Here is a 19,810-nt window from a genome sequence, read left to right as displayed (position 1 = left end):
GATGGTCACGAGTCCTCCGCGAGGGCGTCCTTGACGAGCGTGGAGAGAATCGACTTGCCGTCGATGGGCCCGATGATGCGCGCGGCGACCCTGCCCTGCTTGTCGAGCACGAGGGTCGTCGGCGTCGCGGCGATCGGGATCTCATTCGCGAAGGCGAGCTTGGCCTGAGCGGTGTCGACGTCGATCAGGCTCGGGTATGTCACGTCGTACTCGTTCGCGAAGGCCACGGCGGTGTCGGCCTGGTCACGGGTGTTGATGCCGATGAACGCGACGTCCTGATCGCTGAAGTCCTGCCAGACGCCTTCCAGGTCGGCCGCTTCGAGGCGGCACGGTGCACAGCCGGCGTACCAGAAGTTGACGACTGCGACCTTGCCGGCGATGTCGGCGCTGTCGAACTTCTCGCCCTTCTCGGTCACTCCGCTGAACACGACGGGCTCGCCGCGCTCGGCGACGGGGACCTCGACGATCGCGCCGTCGGCCGCGACATAGCCGGTGTTCTCACCGTTCAGGAAGGATTCACTGACCGGATCGGGAGCGCACGCGCTCAGACCGATGGCGAGCACCGCAGCGAGCGCGGCACCGACCGCACGACGCGAACGCCGGGTGCGGGAGGAGCGGCCGCTGCGGATCTGACGGACCGTCGAATCGCTTGGCACGACTCCGAGTTTACGCAGAGGATCCTATGCGCGAGCCGGAAACGAGAGCTGTCGGATGCGCCCACCGGGTGCCTGGTGATCCATCTCGATCGGGTGCGCACGCGCACCCGGAACAGCCCGCCGCCCGAGCCGATGAGCGTCACTATTCGGAAGGTCCGCTTGCCGCACATGACCGGCGCGTTCGGCGGAGTCGGCATCGAATGTGTCCTCCGAACGGAGGACATACTTTTCCGTACCGGAGCGATAGGTTCGTGCTGATCTGCTGAATATCCAGCAGCCGAAAGTGACCGGAGGAGTCGTCCATGCCGAATAAGAAGCTGATGTCAGTAGCCGCATCGATCGCATTGGCCGGAGGCCTCGTGTTCGCAGGAGCCATGCCGGCGAATGCTGTGCCTGCGAGGGATGTCGGCCCGTTCCCCTCGGCAGGGAGCTGCAACTTCGAACGCACGACCTACAAGCAGGCTCACCCCAATCAGAAGGTGACATCATGCATCAATTCCCTCGGCACGGGCAACTGGTGGTTCACCATCTATTTGTGAGTATCTGATCTTTGATCACGCCGGGCCGCGACACCGTTCGCGGCCCGGCGTGGTTCTTTTTCGGACCGCCAGTCCGATCAGAAGCGCGCCAGGACGTCGTCCACGCCGGCCCGGAAGCGCGGGCACGTGGCGATGTCGTGCGCACGACAGCCCATCGCGTGCTCGGTCATCTCGCGCGACAGACGCATCTCCTCCATGCGCTTGTCGATGTCATCCAGGTGCTGCTGCAGCACCTGATGCCGCCCGAAACTCCCGTCATCGAGGAGCACCGCGATCTGGTCGAGCGTCATCCCCGCGGCCTTGCTGCGCTGGATCACGGCAATGCGCACGACCTCGTCCTCCCCGTAGCGCCGCCTCCCCGCAGAGTCCCGGGGCGGCCGCAGCAGGCCGACCGACTCCCAGTGCCGCAACACGTTCGTCGGCAGCTCGAAACGGTCGGCCACCTCGCCGACGGACCAGGGGTGCCCCTCGTTTGACTTCATGTTGACATGAAGTCACAGACTGACGAGGAACGCAACACCCAGAGGAGGACCACCATGTACGACGCCATCGTGATCGGCGCGGGGCCCGCAGGACTGCAGGCCGCCCTGACCCTCGGACGGATGCACCGCTCCACGCTGCTGCTGGATTCGGGCGAGTACCGCAACGGCACCGTCCTGCACATGCACAACATGGTCGGCGCGGACGGCACTCCCCCCGCCGGGTTCCGGGCGACGGCACGAACCGAACTCGCCGCCTACGACGACGTCGAGGTCCGCGAGACCGCAGCGACGAGCATCACGGGTGTCGAGGACGCGTTCGTGGTGGCACTCGCCGACGGCTCGATGGTGGAAGGGCGCCGCGTGGTGCTGGCCACCGGGGTCGCCGACGATCTTCCGGTCGTCCCGGGGCTGCAGCAGCTGTGGGGCACACTCGCGTTCAGCTGTCCGTTCTGCGACGGGCATGAGCACGCCGGCAAGGACATCGCGATCGTCGGCGCCGCCCCTCGCGCCGAGCACCTCATCGGGTTGCTGGGGAGGATCGTCGCGAGCATCACGGTCGTGCCGGTCGGGGAGGCGTTCGCGGACGAGGACATCCGCACGCTCGAGGCGAAGGGCGCCCAGGTGAGCCGCACCCCGGTCGCCTCCGTCGACAAGGTCGACGGAGGGGTGCGCATCCGCACGGACGACGACGAACGCGTGGTCGCCGGAGTCTTCGTCGCCGCAGGTGCGATGCGTCAGCGGTCACCGTTCGCCGCGCAGCTCCACGTGGACATGCTCGAATCCGGGTGCATCGAGATCGACGAGTTCGGACGCACCTCGCACCCCGGGGTGTTCGCCGCGGGCGACCTCGCCCACCGCGCGACCCTCCCCGGCCCGATGGCGTCCGTGTTGCTCGCAGCCGCCGCGGGTCAGCTGGCCGCCGTCGGCATCATCCAGTCGCTCCTGGCCGCCGAGCACTGACCCGTTTCGAATCGCGCACGTGATTCCATCTCGACGACGGATGGACCCACGTGCGCGATTCGAATGCGCGCGTCAGACCGCACCGACGTCGACGGCACCACCGGTCGCGGCGGGCTCGGCATAGGCGACCTCTCGCCAGACGTCGCCGACGCGCTCGAACGAGGTGATGCTCGACAGCGCACAGCGTCGGGTGCGCGGGTCGTGTCGCAGCGGAAGCCCCGCGACGCGGAGGTGCGTGATCCAGATGGGTGCCTGGTGCGACACCATCACGGCGTCTCCGTCGGGTGCCGCGTCCCACGCCTCGTCCATGACGCCGAGCATCCGCTCGGCGATGGAGGAGTAGGGCTCGCCCCAGCTGGGAACCGAGGGCTGGCGCAGATGCCACCAGTTCAGGGGGTTCATGAGGGAGCGCCGCATCTGCGTCCCCTCGAACACGTTCGTCGGCTCGATCAGCCGGATGTCGATCTCCGGCACGAGGTCGAATGTCGCAGCGAACGGCTCGGCCGACTCCTGCGCGCGTTCGAGAGGGGATGCGTACAACGCGGAGACGGGACGGTCGAGCGCGGCCACGTGGGCGGCGGCCGCTGCGGCCATCCCCCGGCCCGCATCACTCAGGTGGTAGTCGGGAAGACGACCGTAGAGCACGCGGGCCGGATTGTGCACCTCACCGTGTCGCACGAGGTGCAGCCGGGACGCCGTCATGTCATGCCTTGCTGTAGCGCGAGTCCCCGAAGCCGAGGATCAGGTACCCGATGTACGGGAAGAGGAACAGCAGGAAGAACGAGAAGACTCCGCCCTTGCCGAAGCGTCCGCCGAGCTTGAACGCGACGATGATCGCCAGGATCAGGTTGGCGACAGGGATGAGGTACAGCAGCGCGAACCAGCCGGAGAGGCCGGCGATCTTCACCAGGAAGACGAGGTTCACGAACGGGATGATGGCGAGGATTCCCGGGTACCCGGCCTTGGTGAAGACCTTCCACAGGCCGACCGCGACGAGGATGTAGAAGACGAGCGCGATCAGCCCGGTGGTACCCGAGAAGATCGACGCATAGAGATCGGAGATGCCGTTGTTGTCCACGGTGCACTCTTTCTGTGTGTGAGCTGTGTCGTGGCGATCCTACTGATACGCCGTCCCGGCCGCCGGCGACCGGGCCGATGTCGGTCCGACCGCCCCCGTAGAATGGGCGGGTTCCCCATTTCCCAGATCAGAAGGAATACTCCGTGCTTCGCACCCACTCGGCAGGCTCTCTGCGAGCCGAGCACATCGGTCAGACCGTCACCCTCTCGGGTTGGGTCGATCGCCGTCGTGACCACGGAGGAGTCGCTTTCATCGATCTGCGGGACGCCTCCGGCATCGCCCAGGTCGTCATCCGCGACGAGGAGATCGCGCACCCGCTGCGCAACGAGTTCGTACTGAAGGTGACCGGCGAGGTCTCGCAGCGCCCCGAGGGCAACGCGAACCCGAACCTGCCGACCGGCGAGATCGAGCTCATCGCGACCGACGTCGAGGTGCTGAACGAGTCGGCTCCACTCCCCTTCCAGGTCTCCACGGCTCTCGCCGACACCGAGACCGTTGGCGAGGAAGCACGCCTGAAGTACCGCTACCTCGACCTGCGCCGCCCAGCCCCGGCCGCCGCCCTGCGCCTGCGCTCGAACGTCTACAAGGCGATCCGCGACGTGCTGCACGCCGATGACTTCACCGAGGTCGAGACGCCGACCCTCACCCGCTCCACGCCGGAGGGCGCCCGTGACTTCCTGGTTCCCGCGCGCCTGAGCCCCGGCAGCTGGTACGCACTGCCCCAGTCCCCGCAGCTGTTCAAGCAGCTGCTCATGGTCGGCGGCGTCGAGAAGTACTTCCAGATCGCGCGCTGCTACCGCGACGAGGACTTCCGCGCCGACCGTCAGCCGGAGTTCACGCAGCTCGACATCGAGATGAGCTTCGTCGACCAGGAGGACGTGATCGCCCTCATGGAGTCGCTCATCGTGGCGATGTGGGCGACCATCGGCGTCGAGGTGCAGACCCCTCTGCCCCGCATGACCTATGCCGAGGCGATGGCCAAGTACGGCTCCGACAAGCCCGACCTGCGCTTCGGCCTCGAGCTCGTCGAGGCGACCGAGTACTTCAAGGACACCCCGTTCCGCGTCTTCCAGGCCGAGTACGTCGGCGCTGTGCGCATGCCCGGCGGCGCGAGCCAGCCGCGCAAGCAGCTCGACGCCTGGCAGGACTGGGCCAAGCAGCGCGGTGCACGTGGCCTCGCCTACGTCCTGTTCAACGAGGACGGCACGCTGGGCGGCCCCGCGGCCAAGAACCTGTCCGAGGCCGAGCAGGCCGGGCTCGCCGAGCTCGTCGGCGCAGAGCCGGGCGACTGCGTGTTCTTCGCCGCCGGTGACACCAAGCAGAGCCGTGCGCTGCTCGGCGCGGCGCGCGTCGAGATCGGCCGCCGCCTGGGCTACCTGAACCCCGACGAGTTCGCGTTCACGTGGGTCGTCGACGCTCCCATGTTCGAGCCGGCCGCCGACGCGGTGGCCTCCGGTGACGTGGCCGTGGGCGCCGGTGCCTGGACGGCCGTGCACCACGCGTTCACGGGCCCCAAGCCCGAGTTCGAGGACACGTTCGACACCGACCCCGGATCGGCTCTCGCGTACGCGTACGACATCGTGTGCAACGGCTCGGAGCTCGGCGGCGGTTCGATCCGCATCCACCGCGAAGACGTGCAGAAGCGCGTGTTCGAGGTCATGGGCATCAGCGACGAGCAGGCCGACGAGCAGTTCGGCTTCCTGCTCGACGCGTTCAAGTTCGGCGCACCGCCCCACGGTGGGATCGCGCTCGGGATGGACCGCGTGCTGCAGCACCTGACCAAGACCGAGTCGATCCGCGAGGTCATCGCGTTCCCGAAGTCGGGCAACGGCTTCGACCCGCTGACCTCCGCTCCCGCTCCGATCACCGATGCGCAGCGCGCCGAGGCCGGCGTCGACTTCGAGCCCGAGGACGAGGACTGAGGCCAGCCGCCTCGCGCGAGCACAGGCACACACGCCGGATCAGGCGGTTCTGCGAGGAACCTGCCTGATCCGGCGTTTCTGCCTGCGGCGGCGGCGCGTCGTTCAGCCAGCGAGCGATGCGAAGGCCGGGACGATGTTCTCGTTCCAGACGTCGACGCCGAGCTTGCCGATCAGCGCGATCACGACCACGAGGAACACGACACGGATGAACGTGGTCCCGCGCGAGATCGCCATCCGCGAGCCCAGGTAGCTGCCGGCGACGTTGGCGACCGCGAGGATGCCCCCGAGCAGCCACAGCACGGCGCCGTGCGGGATGAACAGCATGAGCGCACCGGCGTTCGTCGCGAGATTGACGATCTTGGCCTTGGCGCTCGCCTGCAGGAAGTCGTAGCCGAGCAGCGCGACCAGCGTGATCACGAGGAAGGTACCGGTGCCAGGACCGATCATCCCGTCGTAGAAGCCGATCCCGAGCCCTGCCGCACCCGCCATGATGTGGTGCTTGTGCCCGTGGAACCGTAACTGAGTCGCCGCCCCCATCTGCGGGCGGAACGCCGTGAACAGGGCCACGGCGAGCAGAGCGATCACGATGATGGGTTTGAAGGCGGCCGGCGGCAGCACCGTGGCGACGGCCGCGCCGCCGAAGGAGCCGATCAACGCGATGATCGCCATCGGCAAGGCGGTGCGCAGGTCCGGTTTGGCTCGTCGGTAGTAGGTGACGCTGCTGGTGGCCGTGCCGAACACCGAGGCGAGCTTGTTCGTCGCGAGGGCCTGCACCGGGGAGATGCCGGGGATCAGGAGCAGCGCCGGCAGCTGCAGCAGCCCTCCTCCGCCAACGACCGCATCGATCCAGCCGGCGCAGAACGCGGCGATCACCACGAGCAGCAGCATCCCCCAGGTGAGCTGCTCCAGTCCGAGCACAGTGCCGATATCCACCTCGCCATGATTCCAGAGAGTCGACGCCGCCCTCGCATCCGCTGACAGACTCAGCCGCTGACAGACTGGAGCCATGCTCGACGCCCTCCCGCTGCCCCACTCCTTCGAATCGCGCATCGGCACCGCGCTCCTGCGCCGCGCGACGGTCGACGACACGGATGCCGTGATCGCCCTCCTCGCCGACGACCCGATCAGCGCAGCCCGGGGCGATGTGGCATCCGACGAGGACCGCCCGGCCTATGAGCGCGGTCTCCGGGAGATCTTGGCCGAGCCGTCGAACGACCTGCTCGTGGTCGAGCTCGACGGCGCGGTGGTCGGCACGTTGCAGCTCACCTCGATCCCTGGCATGGCGCGTCGCGGTGCACGGCGGCTGCTGGTCGAGGCGGTGCGCGTGCAGAGCAGCCTGCGCTCGTCGGGCATCGGTTCCGCCGTGATGCGCTGGGTCGGAGAGGTCGGCGCCCCGGCCGTCGACGCATCGATGGTGCAGCTCACCTCCGACGCCGCCCGCGTCGATGCCCACCGCTTCTACGAGCGGCTCGGCTACGTCGGCTCGCACCGCGGCTTCAAGTACTCGGTTCCCCAGGGTTGAAGCCCCATGGACAGCCCACATCCGGCATTCTGGTCGCAGAAGGACTGGCCGCCCCCCCTACTCGGATGTGCAGTTATGGGTGAGTGCCCATCCGCGTCCGCCACGGACTGGCGTCGAAGGAGTCGGCGTCATCAGATTCTCATGAAAGAGGGCGAGGCGCTCGAACTTTGGCTATAGACGCATCCTCTTGGCTGCATTCGGCAGGTCAACCGAGAATCTGTTCACAGTCACACGACAGCAAGTGAACCGCACTGTCAGGACTTGGTCGTCACATTGGGCAACGCTGACGACGAAACGCAGACGGTTCCTGACCCTACTCGTTAGGACGAGCCCTGTGATCAAGCCCTGAGGGCGACGCAGTATCGACCCACGCCACCCCTGTTGCTCGTGCTGGGTCGCGAAGAGCGCCGGATGCACGAAGACTCACCTGCGCGATGTCGCGCGGTTGATGAACTAGCGCTTGAGAGCGGTGAAGTACCATCCCTTCTTGATGGAGCCACCTCCGCTCGAGTACTGGCATGGAGAAATGACGTTGTAGTAACCCTGACGAACGATTACCGAACGCCCGCTTTCACAGGAAGCCTTGCTCGATGCCCCATCCACGACAATGTTGATAGGGGGAGCGGCCAACGCCACGGTCGGGGACCCCAAGGATGCCGCGAGAGCAAAGGCTGCGACAAGAAGCGAAGCGTTTTTCATTTTCATTCTGCAATAATCCGATCTTTGACGGTGACGGTACATAACCCCGATCAAGCGGCATTTGGTAGACCTCGTAAAATCCCATGCCGTTAAGGAGTGCCCAGACCGAGTAAGAACCTTCGACGAGGGAAGGAAAGCATGCCCAGTATCACCGTAGAGCCTAGTCTGCTTAAAATCGTCCGTCCAGATATAGTCCAAAGTTGAATTGCTCAGTCGCTCGGAACTCGACGGAGGTTCCTGGAGAGCTGTTTCCAAAGCTTTCGGGGTGCTATCCGAAGACTTCGGGAGCAGCCTGCGCTCGTCGGGCATCGGTTCCGCCGTGATGCGCTGGGTCGGAGAGGTCGCCGCCCCTGCCGTCGACGCATCGATGGTGCAGCTCACCTCCGACGCCGCCCGCGTCGATGCCCACCGCTTGTACGAGCGGCTCGGCTACGTCGGCTCGCACCGCGGCTTCAAGTACAGCGTCACCCCGGACTGACGGCTGCGGCGCTCACGGCTGACGGCCGCGGCGCTGTTCGGCCACCCTCTCGCCACCATCCGTTCACCTGACCCGCGACGGGCGGCAACCTCCGCCTCATAGTGTCCTCTCGCAACCCGACACCGGCTCACAGCGCCGGACACCGAGAGGACACTCATGGCTCGCTTCACCCGCCGCGCGCGCATCGGCGCCGGCATCGCCCTGGCCACCACGGCCGCACTCGCGCTCACCGCCTGCTCCGGAGCAGCGGACGCCACTGGCGGCGGCAGCTCCGACGTCGACGCCTCCGCAGCGGCCTCGGTCGCCGACTTCGGCACGTTCGCCGACCTCGAGGCCGCGGCCAAGGCCGAGGGCTCGCTCAACGTCATCGCGCTCCCCCGCGACTGGGCCAACTACGGCGAGATCCTCGACCTCTTCGCCGAGAAGTATCCGGAGATCACCATCAACGAGGCGTCTCCCGACGTCTCGAGCGCCGAGGAGATCCAGGCCGCCAAGACGAACGAGGGTCTCGACACCGCGCCCGACGTCTTCGACATCGGCCTCACGGTCGCCCTGCAGAACACCGATGTCTTCGCGCCGTACAAGGTGCAGACGTGGGATGACATCCCCGACGAGCTGAAGGAGCCGACCGGCCTCTTCGTGGGCGACTACGGCGGGTACATGTCCATCGGCTACGACTCGTCGAAGTTCGACGCTCCCGCCGAGCTCTCCGACCTGCTCTCCGCCGACTACAAGGGTGCCGTCGCGATCAACGGCGACCCGACCCAGGCCGGTGCCGCGTTCGCCGCCGTCGGTCTCGCGACCGTGCAGTCCGACGGCACGCTGGACGACTTCCAGCCGGGCATCGACTTCTTCTCCGAGCTACAGAAGGCCGGAAACCTGCTCAAGGTCGACGTGACCACCGCGACGATCGCGAGCGGCGAGACCCCGGTCGTCTTCGACTGGGACTACCTGAACGCCTCGCACACGGCCGACAACAAGGACTGGAAGGTCGTCGTGTTCGACGGCACCGGTTACGCCGGGTACTACAACCAGGCCATCAACGCCGACGCCCCGCACCCGGCTGCTGCCCGCCTGTGGCAGGAGTTCCTCTACAGCGACGAGGTGCAGAACCTGTGGCTGAAGGGCGGCGCCCGCCCGGTGCGCATGGAAGCGATGACCGACGCCGGCACGATCGACGCCGACCTCGCCGCCGCGCTCCCCGAGGCTCCGGAGGAGACCGTCGTCCCGACCGAGGAGCAGTCGACGAACGCCGGCACGCTGCTCGGCGAGAAGTGGGCCGCGGCGGTCCAGTGACCACCCTCACCGCAACGGGGGCGGATGCTGCGGCGTCCGCCCCCGTCACCCCCGCCGGGTCCTCGCAGCACGCGAGGGCCCGGCGGTCCGCTCCGTCCCTCGCCTGGCTCGGGCTCGTCCCCTTCGCCGCCTATGTCGTGCTCTTCCTCGCGGTGCCGACGATCCTGGCCATCGGCTCCGGCTTCTTCACCAAAGACGGCTCCTTCACCTGGGCGAACATGTCGGCCCTCGCCGACCCGGTCGTGCTCAACACCTTCGCCAACTCGGCCGGCCTCTCGTTGCTCACCGCCGTGGTCGGGGCGCTCGTCGGCGCCCTCGTCTGCTACGCGCTCCTCGGCATGGACCCCGAAGGCCGCACCCGCTCGGCTGTGGATGCCGCCGCGGGTGTGCTCGCGCAGTTCGGCGGCGTCATGCTCGCCTTCGCCTTCATCGCGACCATCGGCATCCAGGGCGTCGTCACCGTGTTCCTCAAGGACAGCTTCGGCGTGAACATCTTCGAGAACGGCACTTGGCTCTACGAGCTGCCCGGCCTCGTGCTCCCCTACTTCTACTTCCAGATCCCCCTCATGGTCATCACCTTCATGCCGGCTCTCGCGGCCCTCAAGCCGCAGTGGGCCGAAGCCAACCTCACCCTCGGCGGTACCCGCGGGAGCTTCTGGCTGCGCATCGGCATCCCCGTGCTCGCGCCCTCGTTCCTCGCCAGTCTGCTGCTGCTGTTCGCGAACGCGTTCTCGTCGTACGCCACCGCCGCCGCTCTCGCCAGCCAGGGTGCCCAGATCGTGCCGCTGCAGATCCGCACAGCGCTCACGAGCGAGACGGTGCTCGGTCGGGAGAACCTCGCCGGCGCGCTCGCGCTCGGCATGATCGTGATCGTCGGCGTCGTGATGGCCCTGTACTCCCTCGTGCAGCGACGCGCGGCGAGGTGGCAGTCGTGAACCGGCTCGGCCCCTCCCGCACGACCCGGTGGGTGATCGGCGTCCTCGTGGGCGCGTTCTTCGCGGTGCCCCTGGTGTCGACGTTCCTCTTCACGCTGCGCGACCCCGCCGGCGGACTCTCCTTCGCCCGCTGGATCGCGTTGTTCGACCCGGCGGCCGCAGCCACCCTCAAGCCGATCTGGACCGGTCTCGGCAACTCGCTGGTGCTCGCCGTGGTGACTGTCGCCATCGTGCTGCTGCTGCTCGCCCCGACCATGATCCTGGTGAACCTGCGCTTCCCGAAGCTCAAGCCCGCCTTCGAGTTCGCGGTGCTGCTGCCCATCTCGATCCCCGCCATCGTGCTCGTGGTCGGCCTCGCACCGATCTACCTCCAGATCGGGCGGGCCCTCGGCACGGGCACCTGGACGCTCGCCTTCGCCTACGGGATCACCGTGCTGCCGTTCGCGTTCCGCTCCATCCAGGCGTCGATCGATGCGGCCGACCTCCGGACTCTCTCGGAGGCCGCGCGGTCCCTCGGGGCGAGCTGGCCGACCGTGGTGCTGAAGGTGCTCGCCCCGAACCTCCGACAGGGGCTGCTTGCCGCGTCCCTCATCTCCATCGCCGTGGTGCTCGGAGAGTTCACGATCGCCTCGCTCCTGAACCGCCAGGTGTTCCAGACGGCCATGGTCGTGGTGAACAAACAGGACCCCTACGCGCCGGCCATCTTCACGCTGCTCGCGCTGGTGTTCGTCTTCCTCCTGCTCCTCGTCATCGGCCGCGTCGCCCGCGGCACCGGAAAGGCCCGCTCATGACCGTCGACCACGCGCTGCCGCGCACCAAGGACAATCTGCTGCTCGCCCAGGCGGGCGAAGGCACCCGTGTCGAGCTCCAGGGCATCGTCAAGAGCTACGCGGGCAACCGGGTGCTGCACGGGGTCGACCTCGACATCGCCCCCGGCGAGTTCGTCTCGCTCCTCGGCCCTTCCGGGTGCGGCAAGACCACGTTGCTGCGTGTGCTCGCCGGTCTCGAAGGCGCGGACGAAGGCGCCGTGCTGCTGGGCGGCGGCGATGTGTCTCGGGTGCCGACGAACAAGCGCGACATCGGCATGGTCTTCCAGTCGTACTCGCTCTTCCCGCACCTGCGGGTGGCCGAGAACACCGCATTCGGCCTGCGGCGACGCGGCCTCGGCAAGGCGGAGGCCTCACGGCGCGCGGTCGACGCCCTCGCCCTGGTCGGGCTCGCCGACCTCGCGGATCGCTTCCCCCACCAGCTCTCCGGCGGCCAGCAGCAGCGCGTGGCACTCGCACGAGCGCTGGTGACCGAACCCAAGGTGCTGCTGCTCGACGAACCGCTCTCGGCGCTCGACGCGAAGGTGCGCGTGCAGCTGCGCGACGAGATCCGCCGCATCCAGCTGAGGCTCGGCATCACGACCGTGTTCGTCACGCACGATCAGGAAGAGGCTCTGGCCGTCTCGGATCGGATCGCGGTGATGAACGCCGGCCGCATCGAGCAGATCGGTTCGCCGGAGCACCTCTACACGAAGCCCTCGACCGCCGGCGTCGCGGCGTTCGTGGGACTGTCCAGCATCGTGTCGGGCGTCGCCGAGGGCGATCACGTCATGGTGTGGGGACAGCGGCTTCCGCTGCAGTCTCCCGCCGACGGCCCGGTGGACGTGTACCTGCGTCCGGAGAACGTCTACTTCGCCTCCGAGGCCGACGCCGCAGCCGAGGCCCTGGTCGAGGAGAGCACGTTCCTGGGGAGCATGCGTCGCACACTCGTTCGCACCGAATCCGGTGAGCTGGTCCGGGTGCAGCATGCGCCGGGGACCCACCCTGCGTTCGGGGACCGGGTGCGCATCGCGATCGCTCCCGAGCCCGTCGCCGTGCATCCGCGCGGCTGAAGCATCGCTCTTCCCCTGACATACCCCGGGCGCTAGCGTGAGGGCCGAGGGGCGGGGCTCCCTCCATCCGAGAGAGAAAGGACGCCTCATGGCAGGCAAGTTCGAGCTGTACACCGACAAGTCCGGCGAGTACCGGTTCCGCCTGAAGGCCGGCAACGGCGAGGTCATCGCCATCAGCGAGGGCTACTCGTCGAAGTCCGCCGCGCTGAACGGGATCGACTCCGTGCGCCGCAACGCCGCGGACGCCGAGGTCGTCGAAGCCGACTGAGCTCGAGACCCACGTTCCACGTCGAGACCCCCTGTTGCGGACGTCTGCAACAGGGGGTCTCGGCGATTGCGATGGGTGTCGGTGACCCGCATCTGGTGTCAGAGCACGCGCGAGAGGAAGTCCTTCGTGCGCTGATGCTGCGGGTTGCCGAGCACCTCACGGGGGTCGCCCTCTTCGACGATGTAGCCGCCGTCCATGAAGATGAGACGGGATCCGACTTCGCGGGCGAAGCCCATCTCGTGCGTGACGACGAGCATCGTCATCCCCTCGTCGGCCAGCGAGCGCATGACCTGCAGCACCTCGCCGACCAGTTCGGGGTCGAGTGCCGAGGTGGGCTCGTCGAACAACATCATGTCGGGGTTCATGCACAGCGCCCTGGCGATCGCCACGCGCTGCTGCTGTCCTCCCGAAAGGTGCCCGGGGTAGGCGTCGGCCTTCTCGGCCAGACCGACCCGCGTGAGCATGGCATGGGCGATCAGCTCGGCTTCCTTCTTCGACCGCTTCTTCACACGCTGCTGGGCGATCGTGAGATTGCCGAGCACGCTGAGGTGCGGGAAGAGGTTGAAGCTCTGGAACACCATGCCGATGCGGGTGCGCACGCGGTCGATATCGACGTCGGGATCGGTGATGTCGATGCCCTCGATCAGCACCTTGCCGCCGGTCGGCTCCTCGAGCAGGTTCACCGAGCGCAGCAGTGTCGACTTCCCCGACCCCGAAGGTCCGATCACGCACACGACCTCGCCCTTGGTGACGGTGAGGTCGATGCCCTTGAGCACCTCGTTGTCGCCGAACGACTTCACGAGCCCCTGCACATCGATCGCCGGGGCGTGGACATCAATCAGGTCGGTGATCATCGCTGCCTCGACATCCGTCGCTCCAGCCACGCGCTGAAGCGCGTGAGCGGGATCGTCACGATCAGGTACAGGATCGCCGCCATGATCAGCGGCGTTCCGTTCGCGTTCTGCGTGCTCGCATCGCGCGCGAAGGTCGTGAGCTCCTTCGACCAGATGAAGGAACCCGCCACGAAAAGCAGCGAGGTGTCCTTGAGCAGCAGCACGAACTCGTTGGTCAGGGGCGGGATGATGATCCGGAACCCCTGCGGCACGATGATCCAGAACGTCGTCTTCATGGGCGACATGCCGAGCGAGCGGGCCGCCTCGGTCTGCCCCTTCGGAACTGCCTGGATACCCGCGCGGATCGTCTCGGCCATGTACGCCGAGGCGACCAGGACGAGACCGATGAGCCCGAGCACGACCGGCCCGCCGAGCTTCGTCCCCGGCACACCGAGGGCGATCGGCAGGATGAAGGCGATGCCGAAGATCGTCAGGATCGCAGGCAGACCGCGGAACAGCTCGATCCAGACCGTCGCGATCCAGCGGAACGGCGCGATGGTTGACAGCTTCATCAATGCCAGCACGACACCGAGGACCAGGCCACCGGCGAAGGCGACGGCCGTGAACCACAGCGTGTTGACCAGGGCCGTGGTGATGATCCCGGGGAACATCTTCGCCGCGACTTCAGGATTGAAGAACAGCGGTCCGATCTTCGCCCAGTCGGTGCTCACGATCGCCCAGACGGCGATCGCGATCAGCACCACGTAGACCGTGTAGCGATACAGCTTGCTCTTGGTGGTACGCCTCAACGCCATCGTCGAGGTCCTCCCGCTCTACCGATCCCGCCGGTCACTTGGCCGCGAGGTACTCGTCGTAGATCTTCTGGTAGCCGCCGTCGTCCTGGAGCTCCTTGAGCGCCTTGTTGACCGCATCGCGCAGCTCGTCCTTCTCACCCTTGGCGAAGGCGAAGCCGTACGATTCGTCGGTCGGATACGTCTCGACGATCTTGTAGTCGGGGTCGTCCTGCTCGTGCACGTAGTTGACGGGCTGGTCCTGCAGGATCGCGTCGATCTGCCCCGCCTGCATGGCGGGCCACAGCTCGCCATCCGAGGGGTACTGCACGAGCTGCGCGCCCGGCGCGTTCTCGCCCGCGTAGGTCTCGCCGGTGGTGCCCTGCTGCACGCCGACGTTCTTCCCGTCGAGGTCGTCGATGGACTTGATGTCAGAGTCGGCGCGCACGAGCAGCGACTGCAGCGAGTCGACGTACGGGTCGGAGAAGTCGATGTTCGCCTTGCGCTCATCCGTGATCGTCATCGCCGAAGCGCCGATGTCGCACGTGCCCGCAGCGAGAGTCGTGCCCGACTGCAGGGCGTCGAAGCCCACGTCCTGCACGGAGAGCTTCAGGTCGATCTTCTCGGCGATCGCGCTGAGCAGGTCGATGTCGAAGCCCGAGTATCCGGTCTCGCTGGACGAGTCCTCGACCTCGAACGGCGGGTAGGGGACGTCGGAGCACACGGTGAGCGTTCCGGCCTCGACGAGGCCGTACTTGTCGTCGGCGGCGGGAGCGTCACTGCTGCCCGCGTCGGACGATCCGGTGGCGCAGCCGGCGAGCGCGAGGGTGGCCGTCGCCACGAGGGCGAGACCGGCGATGAGGTTGCGACGAGGCATGTCGGCTCCTGTGAGTCGAGGGCACGGAGGCCCGCTGACGGGTAGGAGTTCATCTAAACACGCGGCTCGTCGCGTGACCAATGACATCCGCGTCCGCGCACATTACGTTTGTGTTGCGAGTAGACCCCGATCACACGTGGAAACCGAGTTCCGGAGCTGGCGCGACGCGGTCTCAGACCTCGAAGTCGACGGCGACGCGGGACGCGACCACCGAGCGGATGTAGGTGGCGACCTCGACGTGCGCGGGATGCACCTGATACTCGTCGATCGCTTCGACCGACGCGAAGTCCGCGACGAGTGTGACGTCCCAGTTCGCCTCCGGGTAGGCGACGTTCGCCCCCGCCGAGATGGTGAGCAGTTGCGGCACGACGCCGTCGAGGGCGTTGAGACGGCGGGCGACTTCCGCCGCCTGCGCTGCACGCTCGGCGGCATCCTCGGAAGCGAGCTTCCAGGTCACGACATGGCGGATCGTCACAGTGCTTCCTTCACTCCGGTCTTCGCCGCCCCGTCACGGAGAGCGCCCTCGAGCGCCTCACGCAGTCGATCGGGTGCCACGCGCCAGTGCGCATGCAGCTCGCCGTCGATCAGGACCACGGGGATCTTCTCCCACCACAGCTCGTACAGTGCGGGGTCGTCCTGGATCGACGCCTCGACGATCTCGATCTGCTCGGCCGCGGCGTCGGGCAGTTCGGCGACCACGGCGTCGATGACGTCGGAGGCGACGTCGCACAGGTGGCAGTCGGGCTTGCCGATCAGAGTCAGCGTGGTCACGCCGACGGCACCTCGACCGCGCGGCCCTGGGCGATCCACTCGCCGGTCCCGCCCTCGACGTTGGTGGCGTCGTAGCCGCGCGACTCGAGCGCCTCGACCACGCGCGCCGATCGACCGCCGGCCTGGCAGATCACGTCGAACGCCTCGCTCGGCAGCTCCTCGAGACGGTTGCCGATCTCCGACATGGGGATGTTGACGGCGCCGGGGACGTGTCCCGCGGCGAACTCGTCCACTTCCCGTACATCGATGAGCGGGGTGCCGGTGCGCTCGGCGAGCTCGGTGATGGTGATCGACTTCATGACAACCTCTCGGCAGGACGGAGATGGGGCCGGAGACACAAAGCGCCCGTCCGAAGACAGGCGCTCGTGTCTGGTCGCTTACTTCTTGTTGCGACGCTGGTGGCGAGTCTTGCGAAGCAGCTTGCGGTGCTTCTTCTTCGCCATGCGCTTGCGGCGCTTCTTGATGACAGAACCCACGGAAACCTCACTAAGTCAGTGGCTGGGTGTCTCCGAAATCGGACACCCGGGTACGGGCACGGAAAATGCCTCGGGTCAGTCTAGCAAACCCGAAGGCGTGGGCTGTCACACGCGCCTTCCGCCCGAGGGCGGCCGAGCATGGGACAGCCTGCGACGTCAACCGACGTCGGCGATGGGTCGCTGCAGCGCATCGGCCACAGCGGACTCCGGAACACGATAGCTGCGGCCGAAACGGACGGCGGGCAGCTCCCCAGCATGAACCAGCCGATACACGGTCATCTTGGACACGCGCATCAGCTCGGCGACCTCAGCAACCGTGAGGAATCGGACGTCAGGAACCTCGGGCATCCCACGTACCCCTTTCTCGATGTGCACACTCTATGTGGTAGCTGGGACACGTGTAAACCTCTGTGACCCGTGTGATCAGTGAGGCACAGCGGACATCGACACGGTTCAGCCCGACTTGTTCGCCTTCGCCAATCGCTCGCCCGCTTCCCGAAGCGCCTCGCGTTCGGTCTTGCGGGCCGCACGAAGAACCTTCTCCGCCTCGCGCACGCTCTTCTGCGCCTCTCTGAGCCGACGGTCTCCTGACAGCTCCGCCGGATCGATGTCGATCCACTCCGCCACCTCGGCATGCCTCTGCCCACGGTCCAGGCCCACGATGTAGGCCGCGACGCCGTCGAGCGTCCGCTCGACCGCGAACCGGAACGGATCGGCCGTCGAGGTGAAGACCTCATCGTCGATCGCACGCCGGAGCGCCGGGAAGTCCGCAGCGGTGATCACCCGGTCGAACAGCGCCGCTTCGCGTGCGGCGACAGCGTCGGGCGCGAGCCCGGTACCGCGCGCCTGTTCGCTGTAGCCGGCCTGGACGATCCCGCACCAGCGGGCGTGCCCGGTCACCGCGAGGGCGACAGCCATGCGCTCCTCGGTCGTCAGCGGGGTGCCCTCGAGAGTGGCGAGTCCGGCATCCAGCCAGGCGGAACTGTTCGGGGTGATCGGCGATCCGGTGATCGGCAGCGACAACATCCAGGGGTGGCGCAGATAGAGCAGGACCTGAGCCTCATACAGGGCGAGCAGCTGTCCACGCCAGCCGTCGGCTTCGAGGTGGCTCTGCGGCGGGACCCCCGTCGCCTCTTCCTGCATCAGCAGCAGCAGATCGTCCTTCGCGCTGACGTAGCGGTAGAGCGACATCGGCGTGAACCCGAGCCGTGCGGCGACCGCGGCCATCGAGACGGCGCCGATCCCCTCCGCATCGGCAAGCTCGACCGCGGCGTCGACGATCTTCTCGACACTCATCTCGCGCTTGGGGCCACGTTGCGGGTTCGCCGCGACTCCCCACGCCAGCGCGATGCCCCTAGGCAGTTCCGGCGGCTCCGTCTCGATCATGGGATCATCCTACTTCTGTTTATTTAATAAACAGTGTGTTACGGTCATACACAGTTGCGTTGGGCATACACAGTTTGCGCCCTACACAGAACGGCTTCGACCAACACAGAACAGCTTCGATCAACACAGAACAGCTTCGATCACACAGAGAGGAACCCACTCATGCAGACAGCCATCGAAGTGCGAGGGCTGCGCAAGGCCTTCTCGGCAGAAACCGTCGTCGACGGCCTGGACTTCGCGGTCGCCCGAGGCGAGGTCTTCGCCCTGCTCGGCCCGAACGGAGCAGGCAAGACGACGACGATGAACATCCTCACCACCCTCATCACGGCGGACTCCGGCTCAGCCACGGTCGCCGGATGGGATGTCCGGACCCAGTCGATAGAGGTCCAGCGGCGAATCAGCCTCACCGGCCAGTCGGCGGCCGTCGACGATGCGCTGAGCGCGACCGAGAACATCGTCATGTTCGCACGGCTCGCCGGCCTCGGACGAGCCGCCGCGAAGCGACGTGCCGTGGACCTCATCGCTCAGTTCGACCTCGCGGATGCCGCCACGCGCAGGGTGCGCACGTTCTCCGGCGGCATGCGACGTCGTCTCGACCTCGCCCTGAGCTTCGTGGTGACTCCCGAGGTGCTGTTCCTGGACGAGCCCACCACCGGCCTCGACACCCGCAGCCGCCGCGCATTGTGGGACATCATCCGCATGCTGGCGAGAGCGGGGACGACGGTGTTCCTCACCACCCAGTACCTGGAAGAGGCAGACCAGCTGGCCGACCGCATCGCCGTGCCGCATGACGGGAGCATCGCGGCCCTCGGTACGCCGGCCGAGTTGAAGGCGCGCGTGGGAGGCGACACGGTCGAGCTCCACGACGACGCCGGCCGGCTTCGACGTCGGATCCTCACGAATGGCACGGTCCCCGACCTGCGGCGAGCGCTCGACATGCTCGACGAAGACGGCGAGGACGGCATCGTGACGCTGCGCCGCCCCACCCTCGACGACGTGTTCCTCGCCGTCACCGCGCCTGCCGAGCTCGCATCCGCCGATGCCGACCTCACCATCAAGGAGCACGCATGAACATCGCCACCGTCGCACCCCGGAGCGCGGCATCGACAGTCCCCTCCCCCTCTCCGCGTCCACGCCTGAGAGGAGTCACCGCTGAGGCCGTGTTCGTCGGCCGGAGCCTGCGCCACTCGCTCCGTGACGGCGAGTCGCTGCTCATGGCGATCATGCTCCCCGTGATGCTCATGCTGATGTTCACGTGGGTGTTCGGCGGGGCGATCGATCCCTCAGGTGCCTATGTCGACTACGTGGTTCCGGGCATCATCCTCACCTGCGCCGGGTTCGGTGCGTCCTCGACAGCCGTGTACGTCGCCAACGACATGCGCACAGGCATCATCGACAGGTTCCGCACGATGCCGCTGCGCGCGGGTGCCGTGCTGACCGGCCATGTCGTCGCGAGCGTGACGCGCAACCTCGTCGCCACCGCGATCGTCATCGGAGTCGGAGTGCTCGTCGGATTCCGACCGGATGCGAACGCGTGGGAGTGGCTCGGGCTCGCCGGCCTGATCGCGCTGTACATCCTGGCGATCACCTACCTGTTCGCCGCCATCGGGCTCGCCGCGGGAAGTCCGGAGGGTGCGAACGGCTACGGATTCGTGCTGCTGTTCCTCCCCTACCTCTCCAGCGCTTTCGTCCCCGTGTCGAGCATGCCGGAGTGGCTGCAGCCCGTGGCCGCGAACCAGCCGATCACCCCGATCGTCGAGACCATCCGCGGGCTGCTCACCGACGCACCCGTCGGGAACCTGGCGTGGTGGGCGGTCGGCTGGTGCCTCGTCATCCTCGTGATCGCGGTCGCCTGGGGCGCGTGGCTGTTCCGCCGGAAAGCCGGTCGACGCTGATTCCCCCGCCCATCCGCTGACATCCCAGCCGGCGCATAGGCATTCTCCGGGCTTCGCTCAATCGCGA

The 19,810-nt window shown here is 67.2% G+C and carries 25 protein-coding genes and 1 pseudogene; 12 read left to right on the top strand and 14 right to left on the bottom strand.

The genetic code is table 11. The features are described from left to right. Window positions 1-5 precede the first annotated feature (5 nt). The gene (locus tag AB4070_RS16720; protein ID WP_441981087.1) at window positions 6-656 is read right to left on the bottom strand and encodes a TlpA family protein disulfide reductase; all 651 of its coding nucleotides are present in this window, start codon (window positions 654-656) and stop codon (window positions 6-8) included. A gap of 302 nt (window positions 657-958) precedes the next feature. Here AB4070_RS16720 and AB4070_RS16715 point away from each other — a divergent pair, with 302 nt between their 5' ends. Next, window positions 959-1,195, top strand: coding sequence for a hypothetical protein (locus AB4070_RS16715; protein WP_441981086.1), 237 nt, complete (start codon window positions 959-961; stop codon window positions 1,193-1,195). Window positions 1,196-1,272: 77 nt separating this feature from the next. Here the strand turns inward: AB4070_RS16715 and AB4070_RS16710 are convergent, their stop codons facing one another. Next, window positions 1,273-1,677, bottom strand: coding sequence for a MerR family transcriptional regulator (locus AB4070_RS16710; protein WP_441981085.1), 405 nt, complete (start codon window positions 1,675-1,677; stop codon window positions 1,273-1,275). 6 nt (window positions 1,678-1,683) lie between these two features. Here AB4070_RS16710 and AB4070_RS16705 point away from each other — a divergent pair, with 6 nt between their 5' ends. Further along, a complete protein-coding gene (locus AB4070_RS16705; protein ID WP_441981084.1) occupies window positions 1,684-2,637 on the top strand; it encodes an NAD(P)/FAD-dependent oxidoreductase in 954 nt (317 codons plus the stop codon). Window positions 2,638-2,709: 72 nt separating this feature from the next. Here the strand turns inward: AB4070_RS16705 and AB4070_RS16700 are convergent, their stop codons facing one another. Together AB4070_RS16700 and AB4070_RS16695 are read right to left on the bottom strand one after the other, a co-directional pair. Continuing rightward, entirely contained in the window at window positions 2,710-3,339 is a 630-nt protein-coding gene (locus tag AB4070_RS16700; protein ID WP_441981083.1) for a histidine phosphatase family protein, read from the bottom strand. A 1-nt stretch (window position 3,340) separates the two neighbouring features. Next, window positions 3,341-3,715, bottom strand: a complete 375-nt coding sequence (locus tag AB4070_RS16695; RefSeq protein WP_046747313.1) for a DUF5684 domain-containing protein — start codon at window positions 3,713-3,715, stop codon at window positions 3,341-3,343. A 143-nt stretch (window positions 3,716-3,858) separates the two neighbouring features. On the opposite strand from AB4070_RS16695, the gene aspS reads away from it, so the two are divergent. After that, complete coding sequence (gene aspS / locus AB4070_RS16690; protein WP_441981082.1) at window positions 3,859-5,637, top strand: aspartate--tRNA ligase; 1,779 nt, start codon at window positions 3,859-3,861, stop codon at window positions 5,635-5,637. Between the two features lie 102 nt (window positions 5,638-5,739). On the opposite strand, the gene AB4070_RS16685 is transcribed toward aspS, so the two are convergent. Continuing rightward, window positions 5,740-6,525, bottom strand: a complete 786-nt coding sequence (locus AB4070_RS16685) for a sulfite exporter TauE/SafE family protein (protein ID WP_441981127.1) — start codon at window positions 6,523-6,525, stop codon at window positions 5,740-5,742. Between the two features lie 118 nt (window positions 6,526-6,643). Between AB4070_RS16685 and AB4070_RS16680 the strand changes: the two genes are divergently transcribed. The 7 genes and pseudogenes from AB4070_RS16680 to AB4070_RS16650 all read left to right on the top strand — a co-directional run bounded on the left by AB4070_RS16680 (window position 6,644) and on the right by AB4070_RS16650 (window position 12,714). Next, complete coding sequence (locus tag AB4070_RS16680; RefSeq protein ID WP_441981081.1) at window positions 6,644-7,159, top strand: GNAT family N-acetyltransferase; 516 nt, start codon at window positions 6,644-6,646, stop codon at window positions 7,157-7,159. Between the two features lie 985 nt (window positions 7,160-8,144). Next, window positions 8,145-8,336, top strand: a pseudogene (locus AB4070_RS16675) (GNAT family N-acetyltransferase); the annotation flags it as partial. Between the two features lie 156 nt (window positions 8,337-8,492). Then, entirely contained in the window at window positions 8,493-9,632 is a 1,140-nt protein-coding gene (locus tag AB4070_RS16670) for an ABC transporter substrate-binding protein (RefSeq protein WP_378875714.1), read from the top strand. Then, complete coding sequence (locus AB4070_RS16665) at window positions 9,629-10,567, top strand: ABC transporter permease (protein ID WP_441981080.1); 939 nt, start codon at window positions 9,629-9,631, stop codon at window positions 10,565-10,567. The genes AB4070_RS16670 and AB4070_RS16665 overlap by 4 nt, the downstream gene beginning before the upstream one ends. Beyond that, window positions 10,564-11,358 (top strand): ABC transporter permease, encoded by a 795-nt coding sequence (locus tag AB4070_RS16660; RefSeq protein WP_046747309.1) that lies wholly within the window; start codon window positions 10,564-10,566, stop codon window positions 11,356-11,358. Before AB4070_RS16665 ends, AB4070_RS16660 begins: the two co-directional genes overlap by 4 nt. After that, on the top strand, window positions 11,355-12,446 hold the full coding sequence (locus AB4070_RS16655) for an ABC transporter ATP-binding protein (protein ID WP_441981079.1): 1,092 nt from the start codon (window positions 11,355-11,357) through the stop codon (window positions 12,444-12,446). Before AB4070_RS16660 ends, AB4070_RS16655 begins: the two co-directional genes overlap by 4 nt. Before the next feature lie 88 nt (window positions 12,447-12,534). Further along, the gene (locus AB4070_RS16650; protein WP_021198051.1) at window positions 12,535-12,714 is read left to right on the top strand and encodes a YegP family protein; all 180 of its coding nucleotides are present in this window, start codon (window positions 12,535-12,537) and stop codon (window positions 12,712-12,714) included. Between the two features lie 98 nt (window positions 12,715-12,812). On the opposite strand, the gene AB4070_RS16645 is transcribed toward AB4070_RS16650, so the two are convergent. The 9 genes from AB4070_RS16645 to AB4070_RS16605 all read right to left on the bottom strand — a co-directional run bounded on the left by AB4070_RS16645 (window position 12,813) and on the right by AB4070_RS16605 (window position 17,848). Continuing rightward, complete coding sequence (locus AB4070_RS16645; RefSeq protein ID WP_046747307.1) at window positions 12,813-13,568, bottom strand: amino acid ABC transporter ATP-binding protein; 756 nt, start codon at window positions 13,566-13,568, stop codon at window positions 12,813-12,815. Further along, window positions 13,565-14,362 (bottom strand): amino acid ABC transporter permease, encoded by a 798-nt coding sequence (locus tag AB4070_RS16640; RefSeq protein WP_046747306.1) that lies wholly within the window; start codon window positions 14,360-14,362, stop codon window positions 13,565-13,567. The genes AB4070_RS16645 and AB4070_RS16640 overlap by 4 nt, the downstream gene beginning before the upstream one ends. Window positions 14,363-14,396: 34 nt before the next feature. Further along, window positions 14,397-15,215 (bottom strand): basic amino acid ABC transporter substrate-binding protein, encoded by an 819-nt coding sequence (locus AB4070_RS16635; protein ID WP_441981078.1) that lies wholly within the window; start codon window positions 15,213-15,215, stop codon window positions 14,397-14,399. A 172-nt stretch (window positions 15,216-15,387) separates the two neighbouring features. After that, window positions 15,388-15,690, bottom strand: coding sequence for a Dabb family protein (locus tag AB4070_RS16630; protein WP_441981077.1), 303 nt, complete (start codon window positions 15,688-15,690; stop codon window positions 15,388-15,390). Next, complete coding sequence (locus AB4070_RS16625; protein ID WP_046747303.1) at window positions 15,687-15,986, bottom strand: glutaredoxin family protein; 300 nt, start codon at window positions 15,984-15,986, stop codon at window positions 15,687-15,689. The genes AB4070_RS16630 and AB4070_RS16625 overlap by 4 nt, the downstream gene beginning before the upstream one ends. Beyond that, window positions 15,983-16,285 (bottom strand): rhodanese-like domain-containing protein, encoded by a 303-nt coding sequence (locus AB4070_RS16620; RefSeq protein ID WP_441981076.1) that lies wholly within the window; start codon window positions 16,283-16,285, stop codon window positions 15,983-15,985. Before AB4070_RS16620 ends, AB4070_RS16625 begins: the two co-directional genes overlap by 4 nt. A 78-nt stretch (window positions 16,286-16,363) precedes the next feature. Continuing rightward, entirely contained in the window at window positions 16,364-16,462 is a 99-nt protein-coding gene (locus tag AB4070_RS16615) for a 30S ribosomal protein bS22 (protein ID WP_003792170.1), read from the bottom strand. 156 nt (window positions 16,463-16,618) lie between these two features. Continuing rightward, window positions 16,619-16,810: a helix-turn-helix domain-containing protein gene (locus AB4070_RS16610; protein ID WP_017204627.1), complete on the bottom strand. Its 192-nt coding sequence runs from the start codon at window positions 16,808-16,810 to the stop codon at window positions 16,619-16,621. Window positions 16,811-16,915: 105 nt separating this feature from the next. Beyond that, window positions 16,916-17,848, bottom strand: a complete 933-nt coding sequence (locus AB4070_RS16605; RefSeq protein ID WP_441981075.1) for a TetR/AcrR family transcriptional regulator — start codon at window positions 17,846-17,848, stop codon at window positions 16,916-16,918. 162 nt (window positions 17,849-18,010) lie between these two features. Between AB4070_RS16605 and AB4070_RS16600 the strand changes: the two genes are divergently transcribed. Both AB4070_RS16600 and AB4070_RS16595 read left to right on the top strand, forming a co-directional pair. Further along, complete coding sequence (locus AB4070_RS16600) at window positions 18,011-18,919, top strand: ATP-binding cassette domain-containing protein (protein ID WP_441981074.1); 909 nt, start codon at window positions 18,011-18,013, stop codon at window positions 18,917-18,919. Next, window positions 18,916-19,743, top strand: a complete 828-nt coding sequence (locus tag AB4070_RS16595; RefSeq protein WP_441981073.1) for an ABC transporter permease — start codon at window positions 18,916-18,918, stop codon at window positions 19,741-19,743. The genes AB4070_RS16600 and AB4070_RS16595 overlap by 4 nt, the downstream gene beginning before the upstream one ends. The last annotated feature ends 67 nt before the right edge of the window (window positions 19,744-19,810 follow it).

The sequence above is a fragment of the Microbacterium sp. 2RAF4 genome (assembly GCF_052115285.1).
In the GTDB taxonomy this organism is placed as follows: domain Bacteria; phylum Actinomycetota; class Actinomycetes; order Actinomycetales; family Microbacteriaceae; genus Microbacterium; species Microbacterium oxydans.
Note: the sequence above shows the minus strand (reverse complement) of the source record. Positions and strands in the feature narration are given on the sequence as shown.